This window comes from Leptospirillum ferrooxidans C2-3 (genome assembly GCF_000284315.1).
Lineage (GTDB): Bacteria > Nitrospirota > Leptospirillia > Leptospirillales > Leptospirillaceae > Leptospirillum > Leptospirillum ferrooxidans.
In genome coordinates this window covers 144,531-167,873 of record NC_017094.1, presented here as the reverse complement: position 1 = coordinate 167,873, position 23,343 = coordinate 144,531, and the positions used below count along the sequence as shown (strand labels likewise).

Here is a 23,343-nt window from a genome sequence, read left to right as displayed (position 1 = left end):
GAACTCTGGAGAATGGAAAATCGATGTCACATGGAGCCATTCCCGGTTATGAAAAGCATGCGGAGAAACTCTCGGACCGCTACGAATCCGTTTTATTTGAAAAGGTGCATGGATGGCTTCTTCCCATACTGGGCGAAAAACGCGGAAGGGCTCTTGATATCGGTGCAGGATCGGGAAGGGATGCCGCCGGACTGTCCAGACTGGGCTTTAGGGTGGTTGCGGTCGAGCCCTCTGGCCGCATGAGGTCAGAGGGCCAAAAACGTCATCCGGGGTTATCGGTTGAATGGATCGATAGCTCCCTCCCGGCCCTATCCTCTCTGAAAAAGGGCTCCTTCGACCTTATCCTCGCAAGCGCCGTCTGGATGCACCTGTCTCCGTCGGACAGGCCACGGGCATTTCAAAGGATGGTCTCATTGTTGAACCCCGGAGCCATCCTAGCCATAACGATGAAAGACGGTCCGGCGGATGCCGAGTTTCCAACCTACCCTGTTCCTGTCGGTGAGGTAGAACTTCTTGCACGGGAAAACAGAATGGAGATCCTCTTTTTCGAAAATCAAAAAGATCTTCTTGGAAGAAATGGCATCACATGGTTTCATTTTGCAATGCGCCCTCAGCCCATTCGCCCCTGATCCCTTAAAATCCCGAAAAGGTTCAATGCCCCGATCACCACACCGGGCCATCCCTGCCCGGGAAAAACTGTGTCCCCAACAAGATAGATCCCTTCGGACACAACAGACGACGGGAAGCGAAAGGGGAAATTCGGGTGAACAACCGGAATCCCCCCGACTGTTCCTCGCGATCTTCCTGTATATTTCTCAAATGTTTTAGGCGTTCCGGAGATGATTTCACCTTTTCTGGCACTCCGGAAGAGCGGAATTGCCCGATAAAGGGACTCCAGAATCTGATTGGTTGCCACTGAACGTTTTTCAAGGATGTTCTCTCTCGTACGATCCTCCCAGATACTAACTGGCGTATGGGTGGAAATCGTGACGCTTCTCATTCCGGACCGGCTCAAAACCGGATCATCCGGATGGGACAGGGAGAGAAAAAAGGATTGGCTTTTTGTGACCGGATTCTCATCATCAAGAATGATCTGATGATGAAGTTCAAAATCCGCTCCAAACACATCCTCCACCATAAAATAGATCACGAATGCCCCGACACCATGGAAATCAGGTCCTTTAAGGCGAGGGCGCAGTTGGTCCAAAAGATCCTGATCAAGAACCGAGTCCAGATCCCAAATGGTCCGGTTCAAAATGACATTCTCCGTCTCCCATTCATCCTTGCCGGCGGTCACCAGAAATTTCCCCCGTTTCTTTTGGATCTTTTTCACAGGATGGTTCAGATAGACTCCGGGAATGAGCTGGGAAAGGGACTCGATCGCTCGACCCATCCCTCCCATGACAGTATAGTTGTCGAGATTCGGATAGGTTAATCCAAGAATCCCCGCAAAAAGAGGAACATGATCTGAAAAGCCCTGGGCCGTAATCAAGAGCTGATGATCAAAAAACCTTTTCAGTTCAGGAGGAAACACTCCATATGAAGATTGCAGGAACGACAGGGTTGATCGAAAGAAATCCGGTGAATGAAGGAGAAAGATATCCGGACGGGAAAAGAGCGGTCTCAAAAAAGAGCGGATCTTCCCCTGATCAACACCATCAAAGGAAGTCAGTCCTGGCCAGAACTTCTCCGCGCGAAGTCTGATTTTTTGAAACACGCTTCGATGGGGATAACCGGGAAAGGCGTTCTCCATCTCCAGAACAAACCGCTCCATATTCCGAAATCGCCGGATGGTCTTTCCCATGATATGGACAACAATCGCCGGATCAATCTCCACGACAGGAAAGGAAACACCTGTCCGGCGCGAAAGGACATCGAGAGGCAAACCGCTGGACAAACCGACAAAAGTCGTTGCTCCCGCATTATAAAAGTTCCCGTTTCTCCCGAAGGTTCCAGAGCATCCGCCCAGATAACCCAACCGTTCGAAAAGAGCGACATTCTGTCCATTTTTCGCAAGAAGAGCCCCGATGCTGACTCCCCCCACCCCGCCACCACATATTGCAAAATTGAGTGGATCCATCCATATTTCCCTCAAGGAATCAGTTTAAAAAGGATCAGGACCATCGAAGGATTTTCTCACCTCGAATCCCCGGGCTCAAGCTCCCCTGATACAGATGCCACAAGAGCCTTTTCGAAAAGACTCCCATGGATAAGGAAGATCACGTGAACACCTCTATCGTCTGGTTCAGAAAAGATCTCAGGCTTAAAGACAATCCCGCCCTTTTCCACTCCGCCCGCTCCGGTCCGATTCTTCCCGTTTACATTTGGGATGAAACCCTTCCCGAGCAGGAAGAAGGAGCCTCCCGCTGGTGGCTTCACGAAAGCCTTCTTTCCCTTGCCCGCTCTCTTTCATCGACAGGATCCCCGCTTGTCTTTGCCCGGGGATCCACGAAAGAAGTCCTTGTCCATTTTGCAAAAAGATCAAATGCTCAAAAAATTGTCTGGAATGAGCTTACAGAACCATGGGCAAAAACCTTTGACCTCTCTCTTAAAAAAGAGCTTCTCTCCACCGGGCTGAAAGTGGAAACCTATCCCCCCGATCTTCTTTCAGACCCCGAATCCATGATGGGGAAAAACGGCCCGTACCGGGTATTTGGCCAATTCTGGAAACGTCTTCGGCCCGCACTGGACCCTTCAGCCCCTTTTCCCGCCCCGGAGAGGATCTTTCCACCGGAATTTTCTGTGATTTCAGAGTATCTTCCCGAATGGGGATGGAATCCATCCAGACCCGACTGGGCAAAAGAAATGAGAGAGAAGTGGATCCCGGGAGAAGAACAGGCCCACATGACTCTGAACACCTTTCTTGACGAAAGACTTCAATCCTATGAGAAGAATCGGGATCGGCTCGACCATGAGGGCTATTCGATGCTTTCTCCTTTTCTTCATGCCGGAGAAATCACCTCCAGGCAAATCGTCCGGGCAACACTTGATAAAATGCATGAACATCCCGGCTGGCAGAATGACGGGGAGAAGTTCCTTTCAGAATTGGGATGGCGAGAGTTTTCACGATATCTGCTGATCCATTTTCCCAAAATGATCTCAGAACCCTTTCAGCCAAAATTCTCCAGCTTTCCATGGAAAGACAATCCTGAAGCCCTCTTGGCCTGGAAATCGGGAAAGACGGGTTATCCGGTCATTGATGCCACCATGAGGCAGCTGTGGGCTATAGGCTATATTCCGAACAGGTCCAGAATGATCTCCGCAAGCTTTCTCACGAAAGATCTCCTGATTTCCTGGAAGGAGGGGGCACGGTGGTTCCGGGAAACACTTGTTGACCATGACCTTGCAAACAATACCGTTTCCTGGCAGTGGGTCTCTGGAATGGGTGTGGATGCCGCCCCATACTTCCGGATTTACAACCCTGTCCTTCAGGGAGAGCGGTATGATCCGGAGGGCATTGCAATCCGCAAATGGATTCCGGAAATCAAGGGCCTGCCCAACCAATGGATCCATCGTCCATGGGAAGCACCGGAGCCTCTTCTGAAACGAGCCGGAATCATCCTGGGCAAGACTTATCCCGCCCCTATCGTTGACCATTCTTATGCCCGGCAGGAGGCATTGGCACTGTTTGGTGCTCTTGGAGGAAAGGGGCAGAAGCCGGAGTTAATGGCTTGACGACAAAACCGAAACCGGAACCCTTTCGCCCAGAGTCTCCCGCCCCAACTCCACAAGATGCTGGTGATGGGTCAAAAAGATCACCTGGGTTTTTGCCGACAACTCCCAGAGAACCTCCAATGCCGCTTTCGCCCGGCCATCATCAAGGTTGATCAGCAAATCGTCCGCTATGAATGGCATCGGAATCGAGTGGTCCAAAAACTCATGGACAGCGGCAAGCCGGAGCGCAAGGAAAAGCTGGTCGGCGGTACCGGTGCTCATCTGGGAAACACCCACCGGAGGACCATCCGGACGGAATCCCAGGATCCCCATCCGGTCCTCATCGTCATAATCAATCCCCAGCGACTCAAATGATCCAAGCGTCAGACGAGAAAACAACACGCTCGCCCTTGAAAGCAGAGGACCCTGATGCTCTTTCCGGTAGCGGTCAATAGACCATCTCAGGAGGATCGAGGAACCTTTCAGATAGACAACCTGCTCCGCCACTTCCCTCATTTCCGAAAGGATCCTTTGACGATCAGAGGCAGCCTCCACAGCCAACAGATCCCCCCCAAGGGAAGAAAACGCATTATTGAGGCGGGTCCTTTCCTCAAGAAGCACCTTGTAGTGCGATCTCAGGGACTCCATTTCCCCAGTTCCCTCCTCCACGAGCTCCGCCAAAAGAGCTGGATCGGGAATCTCTTCGCACTCTCTCCTCAAATCAGGAAACGAATACCCGTCTCCGTTCTTGAAAAGAGCGGCGGAAAGGAGCTCCTTCTCGGCTTCAAGAGCCAGCATCCGCTCCTTCTTTAAAATGATTTCGGCAAGACTTGAGCCATCAGGGACGTTCGCGGCCTCGAGAAGGGTCCGGATGGTTTCCGACCCTTCCCGGTCAAGCTCCCGATAATGCCGGATCGATTTCTCTATGGAAAGGATATCCTGATCTTTCTGTTGGCAAAGCTCCACCGCCATCTGGGACTGTTCGAGCCTTTTCTCGATGATTCTCATCGAGTCATCGGGCGTCTCCCCCAAAAGATCGGGTGCGACCAGGGGAACAAGGGAGCGAACCATCCCATGAAAATCATCCGCATCCTTTTGAATCGACCGAACGCGATGGGTCAGATCCCGGACAGGTTCTTCCAGAACTCTCATGCGATCAATGATTTCAAGAAACTGAGAGACCGCCTCCGGATCCCGGGAGGAGACAATTCCGATCTCCCTGACCGCATTCTCCCATCGGGATTCCCATTCCCGAAATCGTCTGATCGCCAGATCAAGCTCCAGCTGCCTTCGATTTACCTCTTCTTCACCCTTTTGAACCTGCTGGTTCAAAAGCTTCCAGAGGGAAGCCCCTTCTGACAGCTCGCGAAGACGTTTTTCAGACATTTCGACCAGAAACTCAAGAGACTCTTCTCCTGTCAGATTCCGTTTTTCCTCCAGGGACAAAAGCTCCCTTTCAAAACGGGAGCGAAGACTTGAGATCTCCCCTGAGACCATTCTTATTTTTTCTTCACACAACTCCCGTCTGGAGGACAGTTCCAGAAGTGCCTCCCGATCCATAGCCCATTTCAGCATCACTTCCGGAGAGTCCGGAAAAAACGGGGCTCCTTCCCATAGATCCTTCCACTCCCGAAAGAGCCCCTCACGAACACCAAGAGCCAACTGATCCTGCGCGAGCAGCTCATCGAGAAGACCCTGCTGTTCATCAAGCTTCTGGGCAATGACTCTGACAGACGCCTCAAAATGCGCATTGTCGAAACGCCTGTCGGAGACAACATCGACTTCCCTCTGGAGCTCCTCAAAAGATGAGACCGGATCCTTTTTTCCCGGATTTTCGGCCGTCCCTGATCCGGGGGGAGGGGCGCCATGGACATGGATGTACTTGACCACCTCCCATGCCTGATTCCGTTTCTCCCTCAGGCTTTCAAGAATGTCTTTCGTCACCAGTCTCTCGCGTTGAAAAATTCCGTCGCGGCTGGCGGACAGGCTGCCGATCTCCTGTCTCGCCGCCTCCACCTTACGGCTTCGATCCCTTTCCATGAGCTCCCAATCCTTGAAGCGATCCTGAAACTCATGGATCTGCCCCATTCCCGGGGGATGGATGGACAACAGGTCCTCCAAAGAACGGACTGAAGGGACCAGGGAGGCAAGACGCAAACGGATCTCCGAATCATGCTCTGAGCGTTCCTTCCGAAAGCTCTCCAGTGGAGAGAGCAAATGAGATGCGTTCCGATAAGCCGACAGCGCTGACTCAAGACCCGTCAGATCGACAGGAGGCATCATTCCCAGTTGCCTCTTTTGTAAGCCATCCTGGGCAGCCCTCGCTTCCATGAGTGCCCTCTCGGCAGCCGACAGAAAGGACAGCAATTCCACCCGTTCGGAGAGACGTTTCGAAACCGCAACCGAACGGGACCGGGGTGGGATCATCGAAAGCAGGAGATCCGCTTCCAACGTCTCCCAGGAAAGCTCCCTCGCCAATGAACGAAGCTCCCCGACCATGGATAAAAGCTCCGACTGACGTTTGGGAAGATCCTCCAGAGCCTTCTGGACATGAATTCTCACTTCATGAAGACGGGCAATCTCATTGGCCCTGGACAAAATCTTTTCATCCGGAAGAATCTTTTTCCGATCGGAAATGGAGTGTTCCAGACGTTCTTTCAGTGTCTCCCCCTGAATCCGTGCTCCCGTGATTTTCTCCTGAGCAGACTCAAGTTTCTCCCGGGCGTTCCCCGGAAGAAAGGGCAATTGACCGATCGAGGCTATCTCCGACTCGATCTGGTCAAAACGGACCAGATCCCGGAAAACCCTTCGGACACGCTCCAATTTTCGGAGAGACAATGTCTTTTCAAAGATCTGGCGATCAACCCGATCACACTCATCCCGTATTCTTGAAACCTCTTCCTTCAATGACAGCCATTTGCTCCCTGAAAGGCTGTGTTCCCGGAGTATGCGCTCATTGTCTTTCAGCCTTTCCTCAAGCTGGCTGTACTTTCTTTTGGAAGACCGCCTTGCTCCCCACAAACCGTCAAGCTTGGCCTCGATGGAGTCGAGATGTTTCCTGAGACCCGCTATCCCCGTCCCGGCGGAAAACAGAATCTGCCCCGCATCATCCCGCGCCTCGAGAAGCTCCCGGCCACCCTCATTGAGTCTGGGGTAATCCAGACTGAACATCCTTTCAAAAAACACCCTGTCGTAGCCTCCGAGAAATGGCGAAAGAGCTCCGTCTCCCAAAGGGTGAGCCGTGCCATCTCCGGACAGCAATGTCTCCTTCTTTCCCTTCCTCCGAAAAAACTCAATCGACGAAGTTGGATTTTCCAGAACGGCACCAATTCGCATGTCTCCATACGAATGAAGAAAGTTATAGGGGGAATTATGGGAAATCCCGTACAAGAGGTCGGAAATGGCGGACAGGGTTGTCGATTTGCCTGCTTCATTCGGTCCGAAAACAAGATGAAAGTCATGAGTCCCAGCCGGAAAATCAATGACAGCATCCGTAAATCGTCCATACCTTTTGAGATCCAGCCGGCTGAGCCTCATGATTTCTGACCCTGCTCACGGATATCGGCCAATAAAAATCTGATGACAGGTGACAGGAGTTCCCCATATTCCCTGTCAATGGCAGATTTCAATGCGATATCTTCATTATCGATCCGGAGGTCATACGGCAGCGTCTGGACCAATTCACCCAACTGAGATTCCATCATCTTCAAAAGCTCCGGATCGTCCTTCGCCTTCCCGAGAATCTGCGCCAGATCCATGAAAGACGTCTCTTCCTTTTCATCAACACCGATCCCCATTGGCTCAGTTTGGACGACAACCCGCTCCACCCAGGCCACGGACGATCCAAGGGACAGGGCGGCGGAGCGTGCTTCGGCCAGGAGTGGCTCCCTCGATGACTCCAGCTGGAAGTGGATTTTTGTCTTTCCCTCAATCAGGATCCTGCAAGCCAGAAGACGTCCATCCATCTCTCCCGATACGGTCCGGATCTCTTCGCGGATCCGGTTGATGATATCGGAAAAGGAGTCTTCCGGACCGGCATTGACAGTCAGGACTTCCCATCGGACAACATCGACCGCCAGAAGGCCAAGATCAGCGACAGCGCCTTCATTGACGGAGATGATGCAGGCCCCTTTTGGCCCCGTCTCGCGAATATGTCTCCCCTGTAAATTTCCCGGAAAAACGATATAGGGGGTCCGGTTGATCACCTGTCCCTGATGCACATGGCCCAAGGCCCAGTAGTCATAGCCCTTGGCAATCAGTTCCCCGGAGCTGCAGGGTGCATAATTGGCATGGCCACCCAAACCTCCAAGTCCCGTGTGCAAGACACCGATGTTGAACATATCCGGAACCGGATCGGGAAATCCCGGAACCAGATTGTCCGTCACATCCCTTTGTCGGAAGCTCATTCCATGAATGGCGACAGACAGGTCCGGGATCAGAAACGTATGGGCATGATGGGTTCCAAAGAGATTGACATTCGGGGGAAGGTTGAGGCTTCGGGTCATCTGGCTTGCCGCATCATGATTTCCATAAACCAGAAAAACAGGAATATCTTCAGAGGAAAGCCTGCCCATCTGGGCAACGAAAAAGAGTCCGGTCTGATAATCCTTCCAGTCTCCGTCATAGAGATCTCCGGACAGGATCATAAAATCCACCTTCTCTTCAATCGACCGGGTCACAAGATTTTCAAAGGCTTCCCGAGTTGCCTTCCGGATGCGTCTTGCATTGTCTCCCTCCTGTCCCGACAACCCTCTGAGGGGACTGTCAAGGTGGATATCCGCGGCATGTACAAAACGAAACATTGACACACAATCCTCCTCCCGGACAAGAAAACGGTCCTTCCAATGGAACCAGAAGCCTTAGCCTACTTTAGAGAAGTTCCCTGCTAAAAAAAAGGACGGACAGTTTTTCAAGCCGCTCCTCCGAAGCTTGATCCAAATCACATCCATTTCTGAAAAATTTTGTTAGAGTTCCCCGGTTCTTTTCGTTCAACCTCATAAAAAGGAGATCCACATGAACTTCAAAAAAACTGTCCCGGCGGTCATCATTGTCTCACTGATTGCCGGAGTAGGATTTGCCCATGGATCGACATCCCTCTCAAGCCGCTCAACAACACCAACAGGCCAGTCCACGAATGAAAACACGGATTTGAAAGCGGATAGTCTTGACATCAAAAATGAAATCATCAAACTGACCGATCGGCTTAAAACACTCAGAGCCAATAAATTAGGCAATCCCGATCGCACAGCCGACATCGCCGCACTGAAAGCAGAGATCACAAAACTCAGGGCAAGGCTCACCGCGCTCAACAGCCAGAAGGCACCCAATCCTGATCGCGCTGCGGATATCGCCCAGCTGAAAGCAGAGATCACAAAGCTCAGGGCAAGACTCACCGCGCTCAACAGCCAGAAGGCACTCAATCCCGATCGCGCTGCGGATATCGCCCAGCTGAAAGCAGAGATCACAAAGCTCAGGGCAAGACTCACCGCGCTCAACAGCCAGAAGACACCCAATCCCGATCGCGCCGCAGATATCGCCCAGCTGAAAGCAGAGATCACAAAGCTCAGGGCGAGGCTCACCGCGCTCAACAGCCAGAAGACACCCAATCCCGATCGCGCCGCGGATATCGCCCAATTGAAGGCCAAGATCGCAAAGCTCAGGGCGAGGCTCACCGCGCTCAACAGCCAGAAGACACCCAATCCCGATCGCGCTGCGGATATCGCCCAATTGAAGGCCAAGATCGCAAAACTCAGGGCGAGGCTCACCGCGCTCAACAGCCAGAAGGCACCCAATCCCGATCGCGCCGCGGATATCGCTTCGGTCAAGAGAAGGATTTTCATGCTGAAGAACCGCCTCAGAGCCCTTCGTGCTGACAATCGGTTCGACTATGACCGGGCAGACCGGGATTTCCGGGACAGGGAATCTCCCGAAGCCTCCATGCACCATGATGGAGACGACCATCATCCCGAACTCGGAAGATCCGCTTTTGGCCACGAAGAAGCTACAAGGGAGATCATGCAGGGATCCCATGAAAGGGTTGCCGCGCTCTACTCCCCATCCCACCATGCGGGGTATCATGCCCGAATGCACAGACATTCCCGATAATGGGCGGATCTGACAAAAAGGCCGGGAGAGTCCCGGCCTTTCTCATCATTGCCCTTCTGGGCTCCCTGACCGGAGCCCTTTTTAGTGTTGGCAACGGTTTCGCTGAAGAATCATCCGGGTCAGCCCCTTCGGATCATGACTGGAAGACGATCAACAACAGTATTGCCAAAAGAAAATTTTCCCTGGCAGAGCAACAGATTGGCAACTACATCAAATTTCATCCCAAAAGACGCGAGGCATATACACTTGGAGCCCGTATCGCCCGGAAAATCCATCAACCCGGAAAGGGGATTGCCATTCTGGACAAGGGAATCAGTCAATATCCCGATGACAAGACTCTTCTCAGGCTGAAAGCGGAGCTTCTGATGGAACAGGGAAACATGTCCCGCTCCAGAACAATCCTGAACCGGCTTTCCAGAGATCCGACACTGTCCCAAAAAGAAAAGGAAAAGGTCACCGAAGACAAAAAAACGCTTGAGGTCCTTGTGCTGTCAACCCCGCCCCTTGAAACCTTTGACCAGAACATCAACTTTCAGGAACCGGTTCCCCCTCCATTCCAGTCACCATCCACCTACGAGATGGAAAATTCGGATTACCATATCCACATCCAGAATGTCGACATCGGATATTCGGGTGGTTCCTCCATCGGAACCGGGATCACCGCAGAAACACCCCTTTTGAAAGATACTGTCCATTTTCAGGCGGGGACCAATCTTTACGTGGGATCGGCATCAGGACAGACCAGCGGCCTTGAGTCCTACCTTTTTGCCGGTGTGGACGGGCAGGGACCGGATGGACTCCAGTACCTTCTTGATGCAGGGGATGTCTTCGCAGGCAATCAGGTCAATGCCGGACTTTACGGACACCTTGACCTTCCGCTCGGAAGGCTAAGGATCGATGGACAAGGGTGGTATCAACTTCCCTGGAGCGGATACGGACAAGCCATCCTCGAAGGCGCACTCCAGTCCGGAGGGCTTCTGAACGCGACTGTTTCCCTGATTCCGAACCTGTCCCTGTCAGGAGAGTACGAATACACCTACGACACTCTGGGCGGAAGTCAGACACCCTTTGGAATCAATCACAACACAATGGTCGCGGTCGACTGGAACTTTCTGAAAAAACCAGATCTTCATCTCGTCGCGGGATATGATACGCAGTCCTTCACACCTTTTATCCCGAACGCAACCAATCTGGTGCCCGTCCTTCTGTCGTCAAATTTTGGGTTTGCCGGACTTTCAACACTCGACCAGCTGGGTCGTTATGTGGTTTTAAATGGACAGCTGGGAGGAGTTGTGGGGACATTCGACACTCCAGGGCCACTCGCAGGCCTTCAGGCCGACATCGGCGCATCGGTCCAGGCCAATGAACATCTGGAGTTTTATGCCAATCTGTCTTACGAGTCCCTGGCCGCTGCCTATGTGGGTGCCGTGACCACCATGATGTTCGGAATCAACGTCTGGCTTTAGACTCACACGCCCATTCCCCGGGTCCCGGGGAATGGGTTCAGACGTTATGTTTTTCCAAAACGTCCAGAATGGGGCATTCGGATGTATGACCCGGTTCCCGGCAACTTTCCAGAAGTTTCTCAAGAGCCACCTGGATCCCTTCGAGATTCCGGATTTTCTCCTTCACCACCCGGATTTTCTCCTCAGCCATCTTCTGCACCGATTCGCAATTGGTTTCCTTTGTTGTCCGAAGCCCAAGAAGCTCCCGAATTTCCGCGAGGGTGAAGCCAATCTCCTTCGCATTCTTGATAAACTTCAGCCGGAAGACCGTTTCCTCCGGATAGTCCCGGTATCCCGACTCCCTTCGCGGGGGATCCGGGATCAATCCGTTTCTCTCATAAAAGCGGATGGTATCGATGCTGACACCGGAAAGTCTTGCGACCTTTCCGATCGGAAGATGGGTCATGCGATCATCCTCAGATTGGTTTCCCTGTCTCGGGCAAGCCCAAAATCCATTCCAGACTATCCCGCACAGCATGAAAGCTGTTTGACATCCTTGTAAAAAGACTGGGCACAGAGCTTCAGGCTTTCCACCATTGTCAAATAGGGGAAAAACTGGTCTCCAATCTCCCGGACTGTCCTCCCGCCAGCAATCGCCATTGCGGCCGTCTGGATGACTTCTCCCCCTTCCGGAGCCAACACCTGGACTCCAATCAAACGGCCGGTTTTTTTCTCCGCTACCATTTTGACCCATCCTCTCGTATCGAAATTGGCAAGTGCCCTTGGAACCTGATCCAGGGAAACTGTCCGGACATCGACTTCCATTCCTCGCGAAAGAGCATCCGCCTCGGAGAGGCCGACCACAGCCACCTGCGGATCTGTGAAAATGACTTCGGGAAGAACCGAAAGGTCCAGATTGGCAGTCTCTTTTCCCATCATATTGATCGCGGCCCGGGTTCCGGAGGCTGCCGACACATAAACGAACTTTGGAAGATTGGTGCAGTCCCCAACAGCAAATATACCAGGAACATTCGTTTCCAATCGATCATTGACAACGATCGACCCATTCTGTGTGGTGATCACCCCAGCCTTTTCAAGAGACAGTCCAAAAGTATTCGGTGTCCGCCCTGTCGCAACCAGGCAGCCATCTCCCTCAACCGTCATCCCATCCAATTGGAGAGTAAACTTTCCGTTCTCAAACTCGACACCAAGAACCTTTGCGTTCAACAGAAAACGGATCCCCTCACCAGCGAGGTAAGTCTGGAGACTTTTGCCGATGTCCGCATCCATCCGTTTCAGGATTTGCGGATTCCGGTCGATAATCGTCACGCGGCTCCCGAGACGCTGCATGGCCTGCCCGATTTCAAGCGCCACAAATCCACCGCCCAGAATGATCATCTCCTTTGGTACATCATTTGAAAACAAGGCTTCGGTCGAAGTCCAGAAAGGGGCTCCGGCGAGTCCGGGAATCTCCGGAACATGGGGACGACTTCCTGTTGCCACAAGGATACGATCCGCCACCAGAGACTCTTCACTCCCGTCCTTTTTCCGGACAAGAACAACTGTCTCACTTTGAAAAGAGGCCGTTCCCTCGATGAAGGTGACATTTGGAAGATCCCTCAGAAGACGGCTGTATTTTTCTTCCCGAAGCTCGAGCACTCTCCCTTCTCGCTGTTTCTTCAGAAGAGGGGCTGAAAACTCCGGCGTTGTCGGCCGAATGCCCTCAAAAGGAGGACACATGGACTGATGGACATGATGTGCCTGACGGATCAATATCTTCGAAGGAACACATCCGACATTGACACAAGTTCCGCCAATCGTCCCCCGTTCCACGAGAGTGACCCGAGCGCCCAGCTCGGAGGCTCGGAGGGCTGCGGCAAAGGCCCCTGATCCGGCTCCGATGATGACGATATGCCGCAAGGATGTGTCGGAAGAAACGTCCGGGCCGCCAAATGAAGCCGGATCACCCGGAAAAAGTTCATACCCTTCCTCATGGACCTCTTTTTGAAGCTCTTCGAAGGACGCCGGCTCCTTGACTTCAATCTCACCTGCTCCCCTGGCATAAGAGACTCGGGCTGAAATGACATTGGGATTTTTGAGAAGCGTTTTCTCGATGGTCAAAGCACAATGGTCACAGGTCATTTCCTCAACACGAAAAGCAATCTTTTCCATCCTGAACTCCTTCTGATTGAACCTGGGGGTCAGCTCCAAGCTGACCCGGATCTCACTCTTGGTCTTTTCCGGAATTCTTATCCGCAAAACGCCGTCTTTTTACGCCTTCGAAATAGCTCGCTACCCGTCAGAAGCAAAAGACCCGCGAGACCGGCATACATCAACGGATGATAGAACTTCATTCCCATCGGAATCCCCAGTGCGCATAAAAGGTATCCCGCCAGAAACCAACCGTTCTGGTGGTTCCGGTAGGAAAGGAAAGCCCCCCAGGAACCCATCATCAGGGAAGCCAGCATCAAAGGAAAAAGAAGATGCTTCTTGATCAGGACTCCCAGTCCAATGGTTCCGATAAATGAAAGAAGGGCAGGAACTCCGGCACAACACGATACTGCAACAAATGTCATCAGGGCGGCACCCACTGCCATTATGCCCGATGACTGTGGTTCATTGCTCCGAACACCTGAGGATTTTTTCAAATTTTTGTTGTCCATCGAATCCCTTTCCAGCATATAGATCTTTTCATCCACATTGTCCGGGAGTTCTTTTTCACAACCCGGAAGGAATCACGAAAGAGAGACGATCCGCCTCTCAGGCAGACCTCAAGATCAAGGATAAACCCTTGACATTAGTCCAGAGTCAAGAAGAAATCATTTTTCCAGTTCTCGAAGTAAAATGCCCGTGAAAAAGAGGCTGCAGTCTCCAACCAACACAACGGATGGACCGGAGTCTTGTGAGAGCAGACAAAAGCCGGACAGGCCACAGGAGAATGAAGCGACGATGTCCAAAAAGGAAGTGTGGCTTATCAGGAATGGCTCAATGGGCCAGCAACAGGGAATGGATCGCAATGATGGTGTTTGCGGACCTCGCAGGTCCGGGCCTTTGGATGTGCCATTGATGGTGCGGCTCACCACAAAAGATATGACAAGAAGTATCCGGGGAAAGAAAAGCCGGGGAACCACCTAGCCCCCCGGTCTATTCCTTGAGAATCCTGAAACGAAGCCGGATCACCCTCTCATGCCAGGTTCCATGGGAATGATTCTTACCGGCTGATTGGCTTGTATCTGAGACGTTTGGGTTTTGCCCCTTCGGCTCCGAGGCGTTTTTTCTTGTCGGCTTCGTATTCTTGATAGTTCCCGTCAAAGAAGGATACCGTAGAATCCCCTTCAAAAGAGAGAATATGCGTTGCGATCCGGTCAAGGAACCACCGGTCATGGGAAATCACGAGGACACAACCCGCAAACTCCAGAAGTGCGTCTTCCAGAGCCCGCAATGTTTCAACATCCAGATCATTTGAAGGTTCATCCAGCAAAAGGACATTGCCCCCCGACATCAATGTCTTGGCAAGATGGAGTCTTCCCCTTTCTCCACCGGAAAGGGTGCCCACGATCTTCTGCTGATCCGGCCCCTTGAAGTTGAATCGGCCGATATAGGCACGGGAGGGTGTTTCGTAGCTTCCCACCTTGATGACCTCTGAGCCGTTCGCAATCTCCTCAAAGACCGTCCGATTGCCGGAAAGCATTTCCCGGGACTGGTCAACGTGGGCAAGCTTCACGCTCTTTCCAATGAGCACCTCCCCCGAATCCGGTTTTTCTTTTCCGGTGATCATCCTGAAAAGGGTTGATTTTCCGGCACCATTTGGACCGATGATGCCAACGATGGCTCCGGGTGGAATGGAAAAGGACAGATTATCGATCAAAAGCCTGTCTCCGTACCCCTTCGAGACCCCCTTGAATTCGATGACGCTGTCACCAAGCCTCTCCCCGACGGGAATAAAAATCTCCTGGGTTTCATTCCTGGCCTGATAGTCCTTTGAGCTGAGCTCGTCAAAACGGGCCATTCTGGCTTTGGATTTCGCCTGTCGACCCTTGGCATTTTGCCGGACCCACAAAAGCTCCTGCTTCATCGCTTTCATCCTTGCCGACTCCTGCTTTGACTCGGCCTCAAGACGACTCTCTTTCTGTTCAAGCCATGAACTGTAGTTTCCCTTCCATGGAATACCCTGTCCACGATCAAGCTCAAGGATCCATTCCGCGACATTGTCCAGAAAATAGCGGTCATGGGTAACAGCAACCACGGTTCCCGGAAACTCATGAAGAAACTGCTCAAGCCAATCGACAGACTCCGCATCGAGATGATTCGTGGGTTCATCGAGAAGGAGCATGTCAGGGCTAGACAGCAAAAGGCGACACAAGGCGACACGACGTTTTTCCCCTCCGGAAAGATGTCCGATTTTCGCCTCCCAGGGGGGCAGTCTCAGAGCATCCCCCGCGATTTCCATCTTCTGGTTCAGATTGTGGCCATCAGAAGTGGCGATTATCGCCTCAAGCCGGCCCTGTTCCAATGCGAGCGCGTCAAAATCATTATCGGGATCGCCATAGGCCGCATAAAGCTCCTCAAGCTTCTTGTGGGCATCGAACACCTCCCCCAAGGCCTGCTCAACAGCGTCCCGAACGTTCATTTCGGGATCAAGTTCCGGCTCCTGGGGCAAATACCCGATCTTGATATTGGGCATCGGCGTGGCTTCGCCAAGAATATCGGTGTCGATTCCAGCCATAATCTTGAGTACGGTCGATTTTCCGGATCCGTTCAACCCCAGGACACCAATCTTGGCTCCAGGGAAAAAACTCAGGGAAATATCTTTTAAGATCTGACGTTTTGGAGGAACAACCTTGCCAACCCGATTCATTGTGAAAACGTATTGTGCCATGGATCCCCTGAAATTTGAGTGTGACAACAAGCAAACAGTGACCATGAATGATACAACAGGAACGGATTTTTATGAAACCACAAAGGATGAAAGGATTGAATGAGTCAATGGGATCGGGCAGTTCTGTCCTCATCTTCACGATAGGACCAACCATCCGGAAAACCGGTGAGTTTTGCACAATCCCTCAGATTAAGGATCACTTCCCGGAGCCGTTCCTGAAAAACCGACTTCTCCAGGATCCGTCTCCTCTCGATTTTCAGCCCGGTCATATAACTTTCCGCAACTTTCGAAAAAGTTTCTTGCTGGAAGACTCTTTTATGAAAACAGATTCCAAGGTATTGAGTGTCCAAAAAGCTCCTGATGGAATCCTCCGCAGCAAGCCGGTCATTTTTTGACGAATTCGCCTCCATCCTGGAAGGGACCAGATTCCATAATTCGTTGTGAGCGACATAGGAGTAGGGAATGTAGTGATCAAGCGCATAGTTTCCGGGTTTTAACAGAGATCCTGTATAGAGGCACCGAACATCCCTATCACGAAGGAGATCATTCCAATACTCCTTGTAGGGCTTTGGAATGGATTTCCTGGCTTCATCAGGGTCGATCTTGTGCTTAAGGTTTGGAACCGCAAGATTCCTGTCCTGCAGATAGGATAGCCACTGAAACTGGAACCAGTCCTTGACGATCGGAAAGTTTTCCTGGATATACCTAACCCATACAGGGTGCAGGACAAGAAACCCGTTTCCGGGATCCACCCTGTACAATGGTGGATTGGGACTCCAGAATGACTCATTGGAATGCCTTGAAATCAGTGCGTTTTTCTGATGATCCACTACCCCGCAAAGCGCATCTTCGAAAAATGGTGCCAAAAGACGAAATGGAACGTAACGCTTGAGCTTCTCCATTTCTCTGTTCCCGGCCTTTTCATCGATCATGCTTTTGAGAATGTCAGACATCCTGTCCTGAACTCCGAATGAAAGCCGATACTCCTCCAGAAGGGGCCTTGCCGTGTCTATCATGCTGGAGACCAGAGAGAGTAGGTCGATCTTGACTCCAGAGCCTGCCATATTTGGAGAAATCGATTTGATTGTGTGGAGCAAAGCCTGGAAAAACAGAAATTTATAGGAGTTGGTCACATTACTGAAGATTCTTGAAAGCTTGGAGACATCCACCGTTGCCGAAGCGGGCAAGAGCATTGACTCCCCCAATGAAAATGTTCAGCCAGTTTGCCTGATATCAGGATTGCCCGTCATAAAACCAATCTCCCGAGAGAGCATGAGCACAAAAACATAATAACAAATAATCCATTACAAAAATAAACAGCATATATGGTAAAGTCTGCTTGATGGAAACCAATCAGACTTTACCATAGGACTAAAAATCATTACCGAACAGATAGTTCCATAAAAAGAAGCCTCCTCCACTCCTGAAAAAGGGCCCGGTGACATGGAGCGATTTTTCCGACCAATGATCACGATTTTCCTTGTCTCGGCCACCCTCTGTGGCTCTTCGCCTCCCGTCTCCATGGCAGAAGGGATCCATTCGGAAGCGACCTCACCCCATACCTCCCCCAAAGAACAATACCGGATGGCCATGGAATACGAAAAAGGCACATTCGGCCCGCCGGATCTCAGGATGGCCATCTACTGGCTTTTCCGTTCGGCCCGCTCGGGCTATGCGCCGGCTGAGGCGGAGCTCGGTTTCCTTTTTGACAGGGGGAAGGGGGTTTCCCGGGATTCTGCACAGTCCGCTCATTGGTATTTTCTGGCAGCCCAAAAAGGAAATCCAAGAGCCGAAACCAATCTGGCATGGGACTACGAACATGGATCAGGGGTTTCCAAAGATCCTGGACAGGCATTTTCCTGGTACAAGAAAGCTGCAGAAAAGGGTTATCCCAGAGCGGAAAATAATCTTGGAACGCTTTACTCAAAAGGTCTGGGTGTTTCAAAAAACGATCGGAAGGCGTTTTCCTGGTACCGGAAAGCCGCACGCCAAAACTATGCCATTGCCCAAACGAATCTGGGAATCATCTATTCCAATGGAATGGGGGTTCAAAAAGACCACGACAAGTCTCTCTATTGGCTCAGGAGAGCTGCCGATCTGGGAAACAGGAAAGCCCAGGAAATGTTGGGTGAAACCATCGCACCGGAGGCATTTTCTCCTTTTGTCTCCTCCATTCATGAAAAGCCGGAACCAATCGACCACAAGCCCAAAGTGGTCCTGGCAAATTCTCCGGAAACCAATCCTCCTGATGTTGACCACCCTCCCTTAACCGAACAGGAACATCCGGATGACTTTGCACTTGTCATTGGAGTCGAAAACTATCCGGACGGACTACCTTCAGCCGAATTTGCACTGAACGATGCGCGAAGTGTTTTCCGCATGATGCTTTCATTGGGAATCCCTGCCGATCATATCCGACAACTTTCCGAAGGAACGGCAACCCGTTCCAGAATCCGGAGTGCCCTTGGGTGGATCCACCGCAATGCCAACAGGAACTCTACCATCTGGGTCTACTATTCCGGACATGGAACCGAGGACCCAAAGGGGGATCCCTATCTTGTCCCTTTCGACTCGGATCCGTCCGACATTGATCACACCGCCTATTCAATGAAAGAGCTTTTCAGAAGTTTGGCCCTGATGAAGTCCCGCAGGATCGTTGTGGCCCTCGACTCCTGCTTTTCCGGTGCGGGAGCGAGATCCATCATGCCGGAAGGGCTCCGACCGCTAAAGGTCACCCGAAGATCCGGTCTTCTGGATTCACACGGTGGAAATGAGCACTTCGCCTTTTTCTCGGCTTCCGGAGCAGACCAGGAAGCAGGCGTTTTCAGGAAAGCCAGACATGGACTTTTTACCTATTACTTTCTTCGTGGCATGGAAGGGGGGGCCGCCAGGGGCGGACATATCACTGTTTCCGAGCTTGCCCTCTATCTGAAAAAACATGTTTCCCGGATGGCCAGTCTTCAAAATCGGGATCAGACCCCTGCTCTGACCCCGCTACCGACAGGAGCCAAATCAGACTTCAGGCTTCGATAGCGTCAAACCAGAAAATCAGATCATTTTTTCCGGAAAGGAATCAAAGAATGCCAGTAGATGGAATTTCAGCCATCACCATTGCAATGATTGTCGTAGTCATTCTGGCATTCATCGTCCTGAAGCAAAACAAGTTTGCAAACAGGAACAGTTCTGCCTATCCGGCTTTTTTCACCACCATTGGTATTTTTGGGACCTTTCTCGGCATATCGGTTGGGCTCTGGAATTTCAACCCGAATAATGTCCAAAAAAGCCTCCCAGCCCTTCTGGAAGGACTGAGAACCGCATTTTGGATCTCCCTTTTGGGAATTCTTCTCGCAATATTCTTCAAAGGAAAAGATATCTGGAACAATTCCCAAAAAAATGATGATTCCCTGCCGAATCAGGTCACCATAAAAGATCTTGCAATAGCACTTGAACGCATTCACAAAGCCCTGGCCGGTCAGGAAGATTCCACGCTCCTGTCACAGATGAAACTTTTGAGACAGGACACGAATGACCAGTTTGGGAAACTCCGGGACTCCCAGGAACTGTTCATGAAAAACATGTCTGACCGTGGAACAGATGCTCTGATCACAGCCCTTGAAGAAGTCATCCGGGATTTTGATACCAAAATCAACCAGCAGGTGGGTGAAAGCTTTCATCAATTGAATGAAGCTCTCGGAAAAGTTCTTCTCTGGCAGGAAAGTTACCAGGATCAAATGAAACAGATCGCGGCGCAGCAGGTCTCATCATCGAACCTGATGAAAAGCCTGTCAGAAGGCTTCGATTCACTCTCAAAAACCAGTATGGATACCCAGGCAGTGATCACGACATTGTCAAACGTGCTGTCAGAGATCAATACCCAAAGGAGAGCAATGGAGGACTCTCTTTCATCCTTGGGGAGTCTCCTTTTAAAAGCATCGGATGCTCTTCCCAATATTGAAACCAAGATTCTGGAGTTTTCAAATCAGATGACCAATGGCGTACAGGCATCAACAAGGATGTTGAGTGAGTCGATCGAAGCCTCGACAAAAAGGACCGAATCCCAGGTCGCAGCATTGGACAAGGCACTGGAAGCTGAGCTGACTCGCGCGATCGGCGGTCTTGGTCAACAGCTCACCGCACTTAGCCAGAAATTCGTCGAGGATTACACCCCACTGACCGATAAACTTCGGGATCTTGTGTTGACATTGGGAAATGGAGCCCGATAGACCATGGAACAGGATCCGTTTTCAGAAAACTCCACCCCCCAGGACGAACACTGGATCCCCCTGAGTGACCTGATGACGGGCCTGATGATGATCTTCATGCTGATCGCACTGTCCTATATGATAAAAGTTGAATCGGTCAATGCCCGGATACGGACAATAGCGGTTCAATACAATCAACTCCATGTCGACCTTTATCAGGACCTGACAAAAGAATTCACTCCAGACCTTAAGGAATGGGGAGCCGAAATCCACAAGGACCTGAGCATCTCCTTCAAGGAGCCGGATATTCTCTTTGATACAGGATCCGACACCATAAAACCCAGATTCAGAGAAATATTGACCAATTTTTTCCCCCGTTACGTCAAGATTCTTTCTTCTCCCAAAAACCGAAATTGATTTTAAAACCGGCCCTCGCAAGAGGGGTAAAGAGAGGGAGCCTTCATTTTTGAAGGGAAGGATTCCCCACCGCATCCCGATCTAATGGCCAGAAGAGGGAAAACCGGGGTCGTTTTCGGCTTTTTCCGGGTTTTCCCCTCTCTTTTGGACGCAGGTTCCCCTCCGTTCCGGTCGGGTGCGTTTTCAGGGAGGCGTGGAGGAAGAGGGAAGTCTTACGGACTTCCTTCCCGGCACCAGAGCCGCCAGCACCTCTCCCGAAAGCTCCGAAAGGGGGCCAGAACATCCTCCGCCACCTTGAGAACGAGAACGCCCGCATGACGCACCACTTTCCCGGCCATCTGATAGATCTGCCATCGGACCGTCTGGACCTGGGCCCGCTTGAAGCTCTCGTCCAGAATCTGTCCCCGGAACAGGAGAAAGAGGTTGTAGGCCAGCACTCCGATCCGGAAAAAGATCCCGTTGGCTTTCGTGTCTCCACTGGGCATCCGCTCCATCCCGAACCCGATCTTCAGCTCCTTGATCCGGTTCTCGGAATCCTCTCCCCGCTGCTTGTACCAGGCCACGACCCATTCGGGGATCTCCTTGTGGCTGGTGGCCAGGACCTTGTATCGGACATCGGGAGAAGCCTCTTTTTCTCCTTCCTCCTCCATTCCCGGCAAAGGGGTCTGCACCCGCCGGCGCACCACGATGAGCCGGAAGGCGTTGTGGGTTTTGTTCATCGTGTGCACCGTCTCGGCGATATGACCGTCCTGATAGGGCCTCCAGTCGCTCTCGGGGATCCTTCCGATCGCCGCCCGCACCGCCACATCCAGATCGGCTCCGATCACGAACCGGATTCCCCGCTCCTGGCAGAAATTGATGACGGAGGCCTGGTACGACGCGCTGTCCGCCCGAAACCGGGCGATCCGGATCCCTGCCGGAAGACGCCGGAGGCAGTCCTTCAGAAACGGAACATGGTCCGCTCCCGGAGAGACGTTCCCCTCCCGAAATTCTTCGTGTATCACCATCCCGGAGAGTTCCTTCACGTGCCCCACCAGAGGCATGTACCCCTTCTCCCCCTTGTAGGTCCACAGGGCTTCGGCCTTTTCCGCCACGATCTGGCTGGCATCGATGTCGAGGGTCACCTCCCGGACCCAAGACAGGCCGGCCTTCTTCCGCCTCTTCCGAAGTGCCTTGCCCAGAACCGACAGAACCCGGGCGATGACCGACTCCAGTGCCGACAACCCGGTGTCGGAAGCCCCCATCCGCCGGAGCCACCGGCCGAACGCGTCCGTCGACGGCACCTCTCCGATACCAAGAAGCCCCAACAGTCCCTTGTCCTGGGCGATCATCCGAAGGTCACAAAGGCTCCTTCCTCCGCCTTGCAGCATCAGCAACAGGGGGACCACATAGGACGAGGCTCTGTACCCCGCTCCGCTTCCGGGCTTCCCGAAGGCCCGGTCAATCTTCTTCTTCAGTCCGAGAGACTGAAGAAACTCCCCAAACAGAACCAGCCCCGCCTGAGAGGTGATCGTGTCGTCGGTCGATTCGAGTTTGAATGGAAGAACGGTTTGTCGTACCATGAAGTCGCCCCTTTCGTTTCACCCTTCGGGTGGGTAAATGGTTGTCTTTGACAACATCCATTTTACCAGAAACGACAAGGGGTTTCTTGTTTTTTTCCTCACTTTTTCTCTTTCAATCGCGGTTCTTGGGCTTCTCCAAAATATCGTGACTCCATCCGGGAAATTCGGGTTGAGGGACACACCTCGAGCTTCTGGAAAGGGGCCGTATCAACAGATGATGCCTACTTCCGCAACATGGCACTCTCCCAGGCCAGAACAAGAACCACACTCGAATATGTCCTGACACTTCCCCAAGTCTTGAATGAGAAGAACTGGCTTAAAAAACTCCTGACAGCGAATGGCCTCTCCTCTTCCCATCTTGTTTTCGACAATGGAGGGAGAGAAGATTTTTCCCAGTCCCAGCGCGTCGAGTTCAGGGTCAGGACAAATGCTGAAGCCAAAATTGCCAACATCATAGAGGCGGCAAAGGAATGACTCTCAGAGTTGGAATCTCCCGATTGCAAAAATCCGGAGAACTCTTCCCGAGGGATGAATGAAACTCCCTGACTTTCTTCAGTCTGCCGCTTTAAACGAACTCAGAAGCAAGATGAAAGCCCCTCTGGGAGAGTTTGAGCCGGTCTCCCTGCCCCCCCTGACCTTGTCCCTTTCGGAACAGGAGCAATTGCAGGAATCGGGAATAGAGATTCCTCTTGAAGAGGTCCGTATCGCTGAGGACCAGAGACTGACCTATAAAGAAGCGCATGTCGTTCTTTATATCAGGACCCCGGTCTCAGACAATCTCCCGAAGTTTCATATTTGTGATTGTACAAAGCTGAGACAGATGAGGGCCAACCACAGATTTGACCGCTATGTGGTTTCAAACAGGGAAGACGGTCATTTCGAGATAGAACAATCAGGACAAAAAAAAGTTCTTCATCTTGATGTCTGTCAATATTGTCTGGGTCAGATGAAATGGATGGGATTCAGTTATGAAAAAATACGCCCGGAAGACCGCCAGAAAATAGTCAAGAACTTTTCTCTCAAAGAATTCTTCAATCAGTACGGTCATATCACATCACAGAGAAAATCTCCCTAGGGCC

Annotated in this window: 19 protein-coding genes; 10 read left to right on the top strand and 9 right to left on the bottom strand. The window is 51.8% G+C overall.

Translation table 11 applies throughout. The features are described from left to right. Positions 1–23: 23 nt before the first annotated feature. The gene (locus tag LFE_RS00850) at positions 24–629 is read left to right on the top strand and encodes a class I SAM-dependent methyltransferase (protein WP_014448390.1); all 606 of its coding nucleotides are present in this window, start codon (positions 24–26) and stop codon (positions 627–629) included. Here LFE_RS00850 and LFE_RS00845 read toward each other — a convergent pair. Beyond that, positions 611–2,080 carry a phytoene desaturase family protein gene (locus LFE_RS00845; protein ID WP_014448389.1) on the bottom strand — a complete coding sequence of 490 codons (1,470 nt, stop codon included), beginning with the start codon at positions 2,078–2,080 and terminating at the stop codon, positions 611–613. The two genes, LFE_RS00850 and LFE_RS00845, sit on opposite strands and share 19 nt — an antisense overlap. Positions 2,081–2,223: 143 nt before the next feature. On the opposite strand from LFE_RS00845, the gene LFE_RS00840 reads away from it, so the two are divergent. Then, the gene (locus LFE_RS00840) at positions 2,224–3,675 is read left to right on the top strand and encodes a cryptochrome/photolyase family protein (protein ID WP_014448388.1); all 1,452 of its coding nucleotides are present in this window, start codon (positions 2,224–2,226) and stop codon (positions 3,673–3,675) included. Here the strand turns inward: LFE_RS00840 and LFE_RS00835 are convergent. After that, entirely contained in the window at positions 3,664–7,191 is a 3,528-nt protein-coding gene (locus tag LFE_RS00835; protein WP_014448387.1) for a YhaN family protein, read from the bottom strand. The genes LFE_RS00840 and LFE_RS00835 overlap by 12 nt on opposite strands. Continuing rightward, positions 7,188–8,456, bottom strand: coding sequence for a metallophosphoesterase family protein (locus tag LFE_RS00830; RefSeq protein ID WP_014448386.1), 1,269 nt, complete (start codon positions 8,454–8,456; stop codon positions 7,188–7,190). The genes LFE_RS00835 and LFE_RS00830 overlap by 4 nt, the downstream gene beginning before the upstream one ends. A 211-nt stretch (positions 8,457–8,667) precedes the next feature. Between LFE_RS00830 and LFE_RS00825 the strand changes: the two genes are divergently transcribed. Continuing rightward, on the top strand, positions 8,668–9,759 hold the full coding sequence (locus LFE_RS00825) for a hypothetical protein (protein WP_014448385.1): 1,092 nt from the start codon (positions 8,668–8,670) through the stop codon (positions 9,757–9,759). After that, positions 9,759–11,225 (top strand): tetratricopeptide repeat protein, encoded by a 1,467-nt coding sequence (locus LFE_RS00820; RefSeq protein WP_014448384.1) that lies wholly within the window; start codon positions 9,759–9,761, stop codon positions 11,223–11,225. The genes LFE_RS00825 and LFE_RS00820 overlap by 1 nt, the downstream gene beginning before the upstream one ends. A 37-nt stretch (positions 11,226–11,262) precedes the next feature. On the opposite strand, the gene LFE_RS00815 is transcribed toward LFE_RS00820, so the two are convergent. From LFE_RS00815 to LFE_RS00805, 3 genes are all read right to left on the bottom strand, one after another. Beyond that, a complete protein-coding gene (locus LFE_RS00815) occupies positions 11,263–11,670 on the bottom strand; it encodes a MerR family transcriptional regulator (RefSeq protein WP_014448383.1) in 408 nt (135 codons plus the stop codon). A 56-nt stretch (positions 11,671–11,726) separates the two neighbouring features. Continuing rightward, complete coding sequence (merA, locus tag LFE_RS00810; protein WP_014448382.1) at positions 11,727–13,376, bottom strand: mercury(II) reductase; 1,650 nt, start codon at positions 13,374–13,376, stop codon at positions 11,727–11,729. Positions 13,377–13,453: 77 nt separating this feature from the next. Continuing rightward, positions 13,454–13,867, bottom strand: coding sequence for a MerC domain-containing protein (locus tag LFE_RS00805; protein ID WP_148272501.1), 414 nt, complete (start codon positions 13,865–13,867; stop codon positions 13,454–13,456). Between the two features lie 286 nt (positions 13,868–14,153). Here LFE_RS00805 and LFE_RS13865 point away from each other — a divergent pair, with 286 nt between their 5' ends. Then, complete coding sequence (locus tag LFE_RS13865) at positions 14,154–14,339, top strand: hypothetical protein (protein ID WP_148272500.1); 186 nt, start codon at positions 14,154–14,156, stop codon at positions 14,337–14,339. Positions 14,340–14,415: 76 nt separating this feature from the next. Here LFE_RS13865 and ettA read toward each other — a convergent pair whose 3' ends face one another. Further along, a complete protein-coding gene (gene ettA, locus LFE_RS00795; RefSeq protein WP_014448380.1) occupies positions 14,416–16,083 on the bottom strand; it encodes an energy-dependent translational throttle protein EttA in 1,668 nt (555 codons plus the stop codon). 104 nt (positions 16,084–16,187) lie between these two features. Beyond that, positions 16,188–17,276, bottom strand: a complete 1,089-nt coding sequence (locus tag LFE_RS00790; RefSeq protein WP_014448379.1) for an HNH endonuclease domain-containing protein — start codon at positions 17,274–17,276, stop codon at positions 16,188–16,190. Positions 17,277–17,547: 271 nt separating this feature from the next. Between LFE_RS00790 and LFE_RS12795 the strand changes: the two genes are divergently transcribed. The 3 genes from LFE_RS12795 to LFE_RS00775 are packed head-to-tail and all read left to right on the top strand — an operon-like array spanning position 17,548 to position 20,702. Then, positions 17,548–19,116 (top strand): caspase family protein, encoded by a 1,569-nt coding sequence (locus tag LFE_RS12795; protein ID WP_050989453.1) that lies wholly within the window; start codon positions 17,548–17,550, stop codon positions 19,114–19,116. Between the two features lie 47 nt (positions 19,117–19,163). Then, on the top strand, positions 19,164–20,306 hold the full coding sequence (locus LFE_RS00780; protein WP_014448377.1) for a hypothetical protein: 1,143 nt from the start codon (positions 19,164–19,166) through the stop codon (positions 20,304–20,306). A gap of 3 nt (positions 20,307–20,309) precedes the next feature. Continuing rightward, the gene (locus tag LFE_RS00775; protein ID WP_014448376.1) at positions 20,310–20,702 is read left to right on the top strand and encodes an OmpA family protein; all 393 of its coding nucleotides are present in this window, start codon (positions 20,310–20,312) and stop codon (positions 20,700–20,702) included. A gap of 212 nt (positions 20,703–20,914) precedes the next feature. Here the strand turns inward: LFE_RS00775 and LFE_RS00770 are convergent, their stop codons facing one another. Further along, a complete protein-coding gene (locus tag LFE_RS00770) occupies positions 20,915–22,264 on the bottom strand; it encodes an IS1380-like element ISLefe1 family transposase (RefSeq protein WP_014448285.1) in 1,350 nt (449 codons plus the stop codon). Between the two features lie 234 nt (positions 22,265–22,498). On the opposite strand from LFE_RS00770, the gene LFE_RS00765 reads away from it, so the two are divergent. Both LFE_RS00765 and LFE_RS00760 read left to right on the top strand, forming a co-directional pair. Further along, positions 22,499–22,738 (top strand): hypothetical protein, encoded by a 240-nt coding sequence (locus LFE_RS00765; RefSeq protein ID WP_014448375.1) that lies wholly within the window; start codon positions 22,499–22,501, stop codon positions 22,736–22,738. A 58-nt stretch (positions 22,739–22,796) separates the two neighbouring features. Then, positions 22,797–23,339, top strand: coding sequence for a hypothetical protein (locus LFE_RS00760; protein WP_014448374.1), 543 nt, complete (start codon positions 22,797–22,799; stop codon positions 23,337–23,339). The last annotated feature ends 4 nt before the right edge of the window (positions 23,340–23,343 follow it).

Excerpts from the sequence above, each read along its gene's own strand:
- LFE_RS00830 (WP_014448386.1), bottom strand. The coding sequence starts at position 8,456 with ATGTTTCGTTTTGTACATGCCGCGGATATCCACCTTGACAGTCCCCTC.
- ettA (WP_014448380.1), bottom strand. The coding sequence starts at position 16,083 with ATGGCACAATACGTTTTCACAATGAATCGGGTTGGCAAGGTTGTTCCT.
- LFE_RS00805 (WP_148272501.1), bottom strand. The coding sequence starts at position 13,867 with ATGGACAACAAAAATTTGAAAAAATCCTCAGGTGTTCGGAGCAATGAA.
- LFE_RS00820 (WP_014448384.1), top strand. The coding sequence starts at position 9,759 with ATGGGCGGATCTGACAAAAAGGCCGGGAGAGTCCCGGCCTTTCTCATC.
- LFE_RS00770 (WP_014448285.1), bottom strand. The coding sequence starts at position 22,264 with ATGGTACGACAAACCGTTCTTCCATTCAAACTCGAATCGACCGACGAC.
- LFE_RS13865 (WP_148272500.1), top strand. The coding sequence starts at position 14,154 with ATGTCCAAAAAGGAAGTGTGGCTTATCAGGAATGGCTCAATGGGCCAG.
- LFE_RS00760 (WP_014448374.1), top strand. The coding sequence starts at position 22,797 with ATGAAACTCCCTGACTTTCTTCAGTCTGCCGCTTTAAACGAACTCAGA.
- LFE_RS00845 (WP_014448389.1), bottom strand. The coding sequence starts at position 2,080 with ATGGATCCACTCAATTTTGCAATATGTGGTGGCGGGGTGGGGGGAGTC.
- LFE_RS00825 (WP_014448385.1), top strand. The coding sequence starts at position 8,668 with ATGAACTTCAAAAAAACTGTCCCGGCGGTCATCATTGTCTCACTGATT.
- LFE_RS00775 (WP_014448376.1), top strand. The coding sequence starts at position 20,310 with ATGGAACAGGATCCGTTTTCAGAAAACTCCACCCCCCAGGACGAACAC.
- merA (WP_014448382.1), bottom strand. The coding sequence starts at position 13,376 with ATGGAAAAGATTGCTTTTCGTGTTGAGGAAATGACCTGTGACCATTGT.
- LFE_RS00850 (WP_014448390.1), top strand. The coding sequence starts at position 24 with ATGTCACATGGAGCCATTCCCGGTTATGAAAAGCATGCGGAGAAACTC.
- LFE_RS12795 (WP_050989453.1), top strand. The coding sequence starts at position 17,548 with ATGATCACGATTTTCCTTGTCTCGGCCACCCTCTGTGGCTCTTCGCCT.
- LFE_RS00835 (WP_014448387.1), bottom strand. The coding sequence starts at position 7,191 with ATGAGGCTCAGCCGGCTGGATCTCAAAAGGTATGGACGATTTACGGAT.
- LFE_RS00765 (WP_014448375.1), top strand. The coding sequence starts at position 22,499 with ATGGCACTCTCCCAGGCCAGAACAAGAACCACACTCGAATATGTCCTG.
- LFE_RS00815 (WP_014448383.1), bottom strand. The coding sequence starts at position 11,670 with ATGACCCATCTTCCGATCGGAAAGGTCGCAAGACTTTCCGGTGTCAGC.
- LFE_RS00780 (WP_014448377.1), top strand. The coding sequence starts at position 19,164 with ATGCCAGTAGATGGAATTTCAGCCATCACCATTGCAATGATTGTCGTA.
- LFE_RS00790 (WP_014448379.1), bottom strand. The coding sequence starts at position 17,276 with ATGCTCTTGCCCGCTTCGGCAACGGTGGATGTCTCCAAGCTTTCAAGA.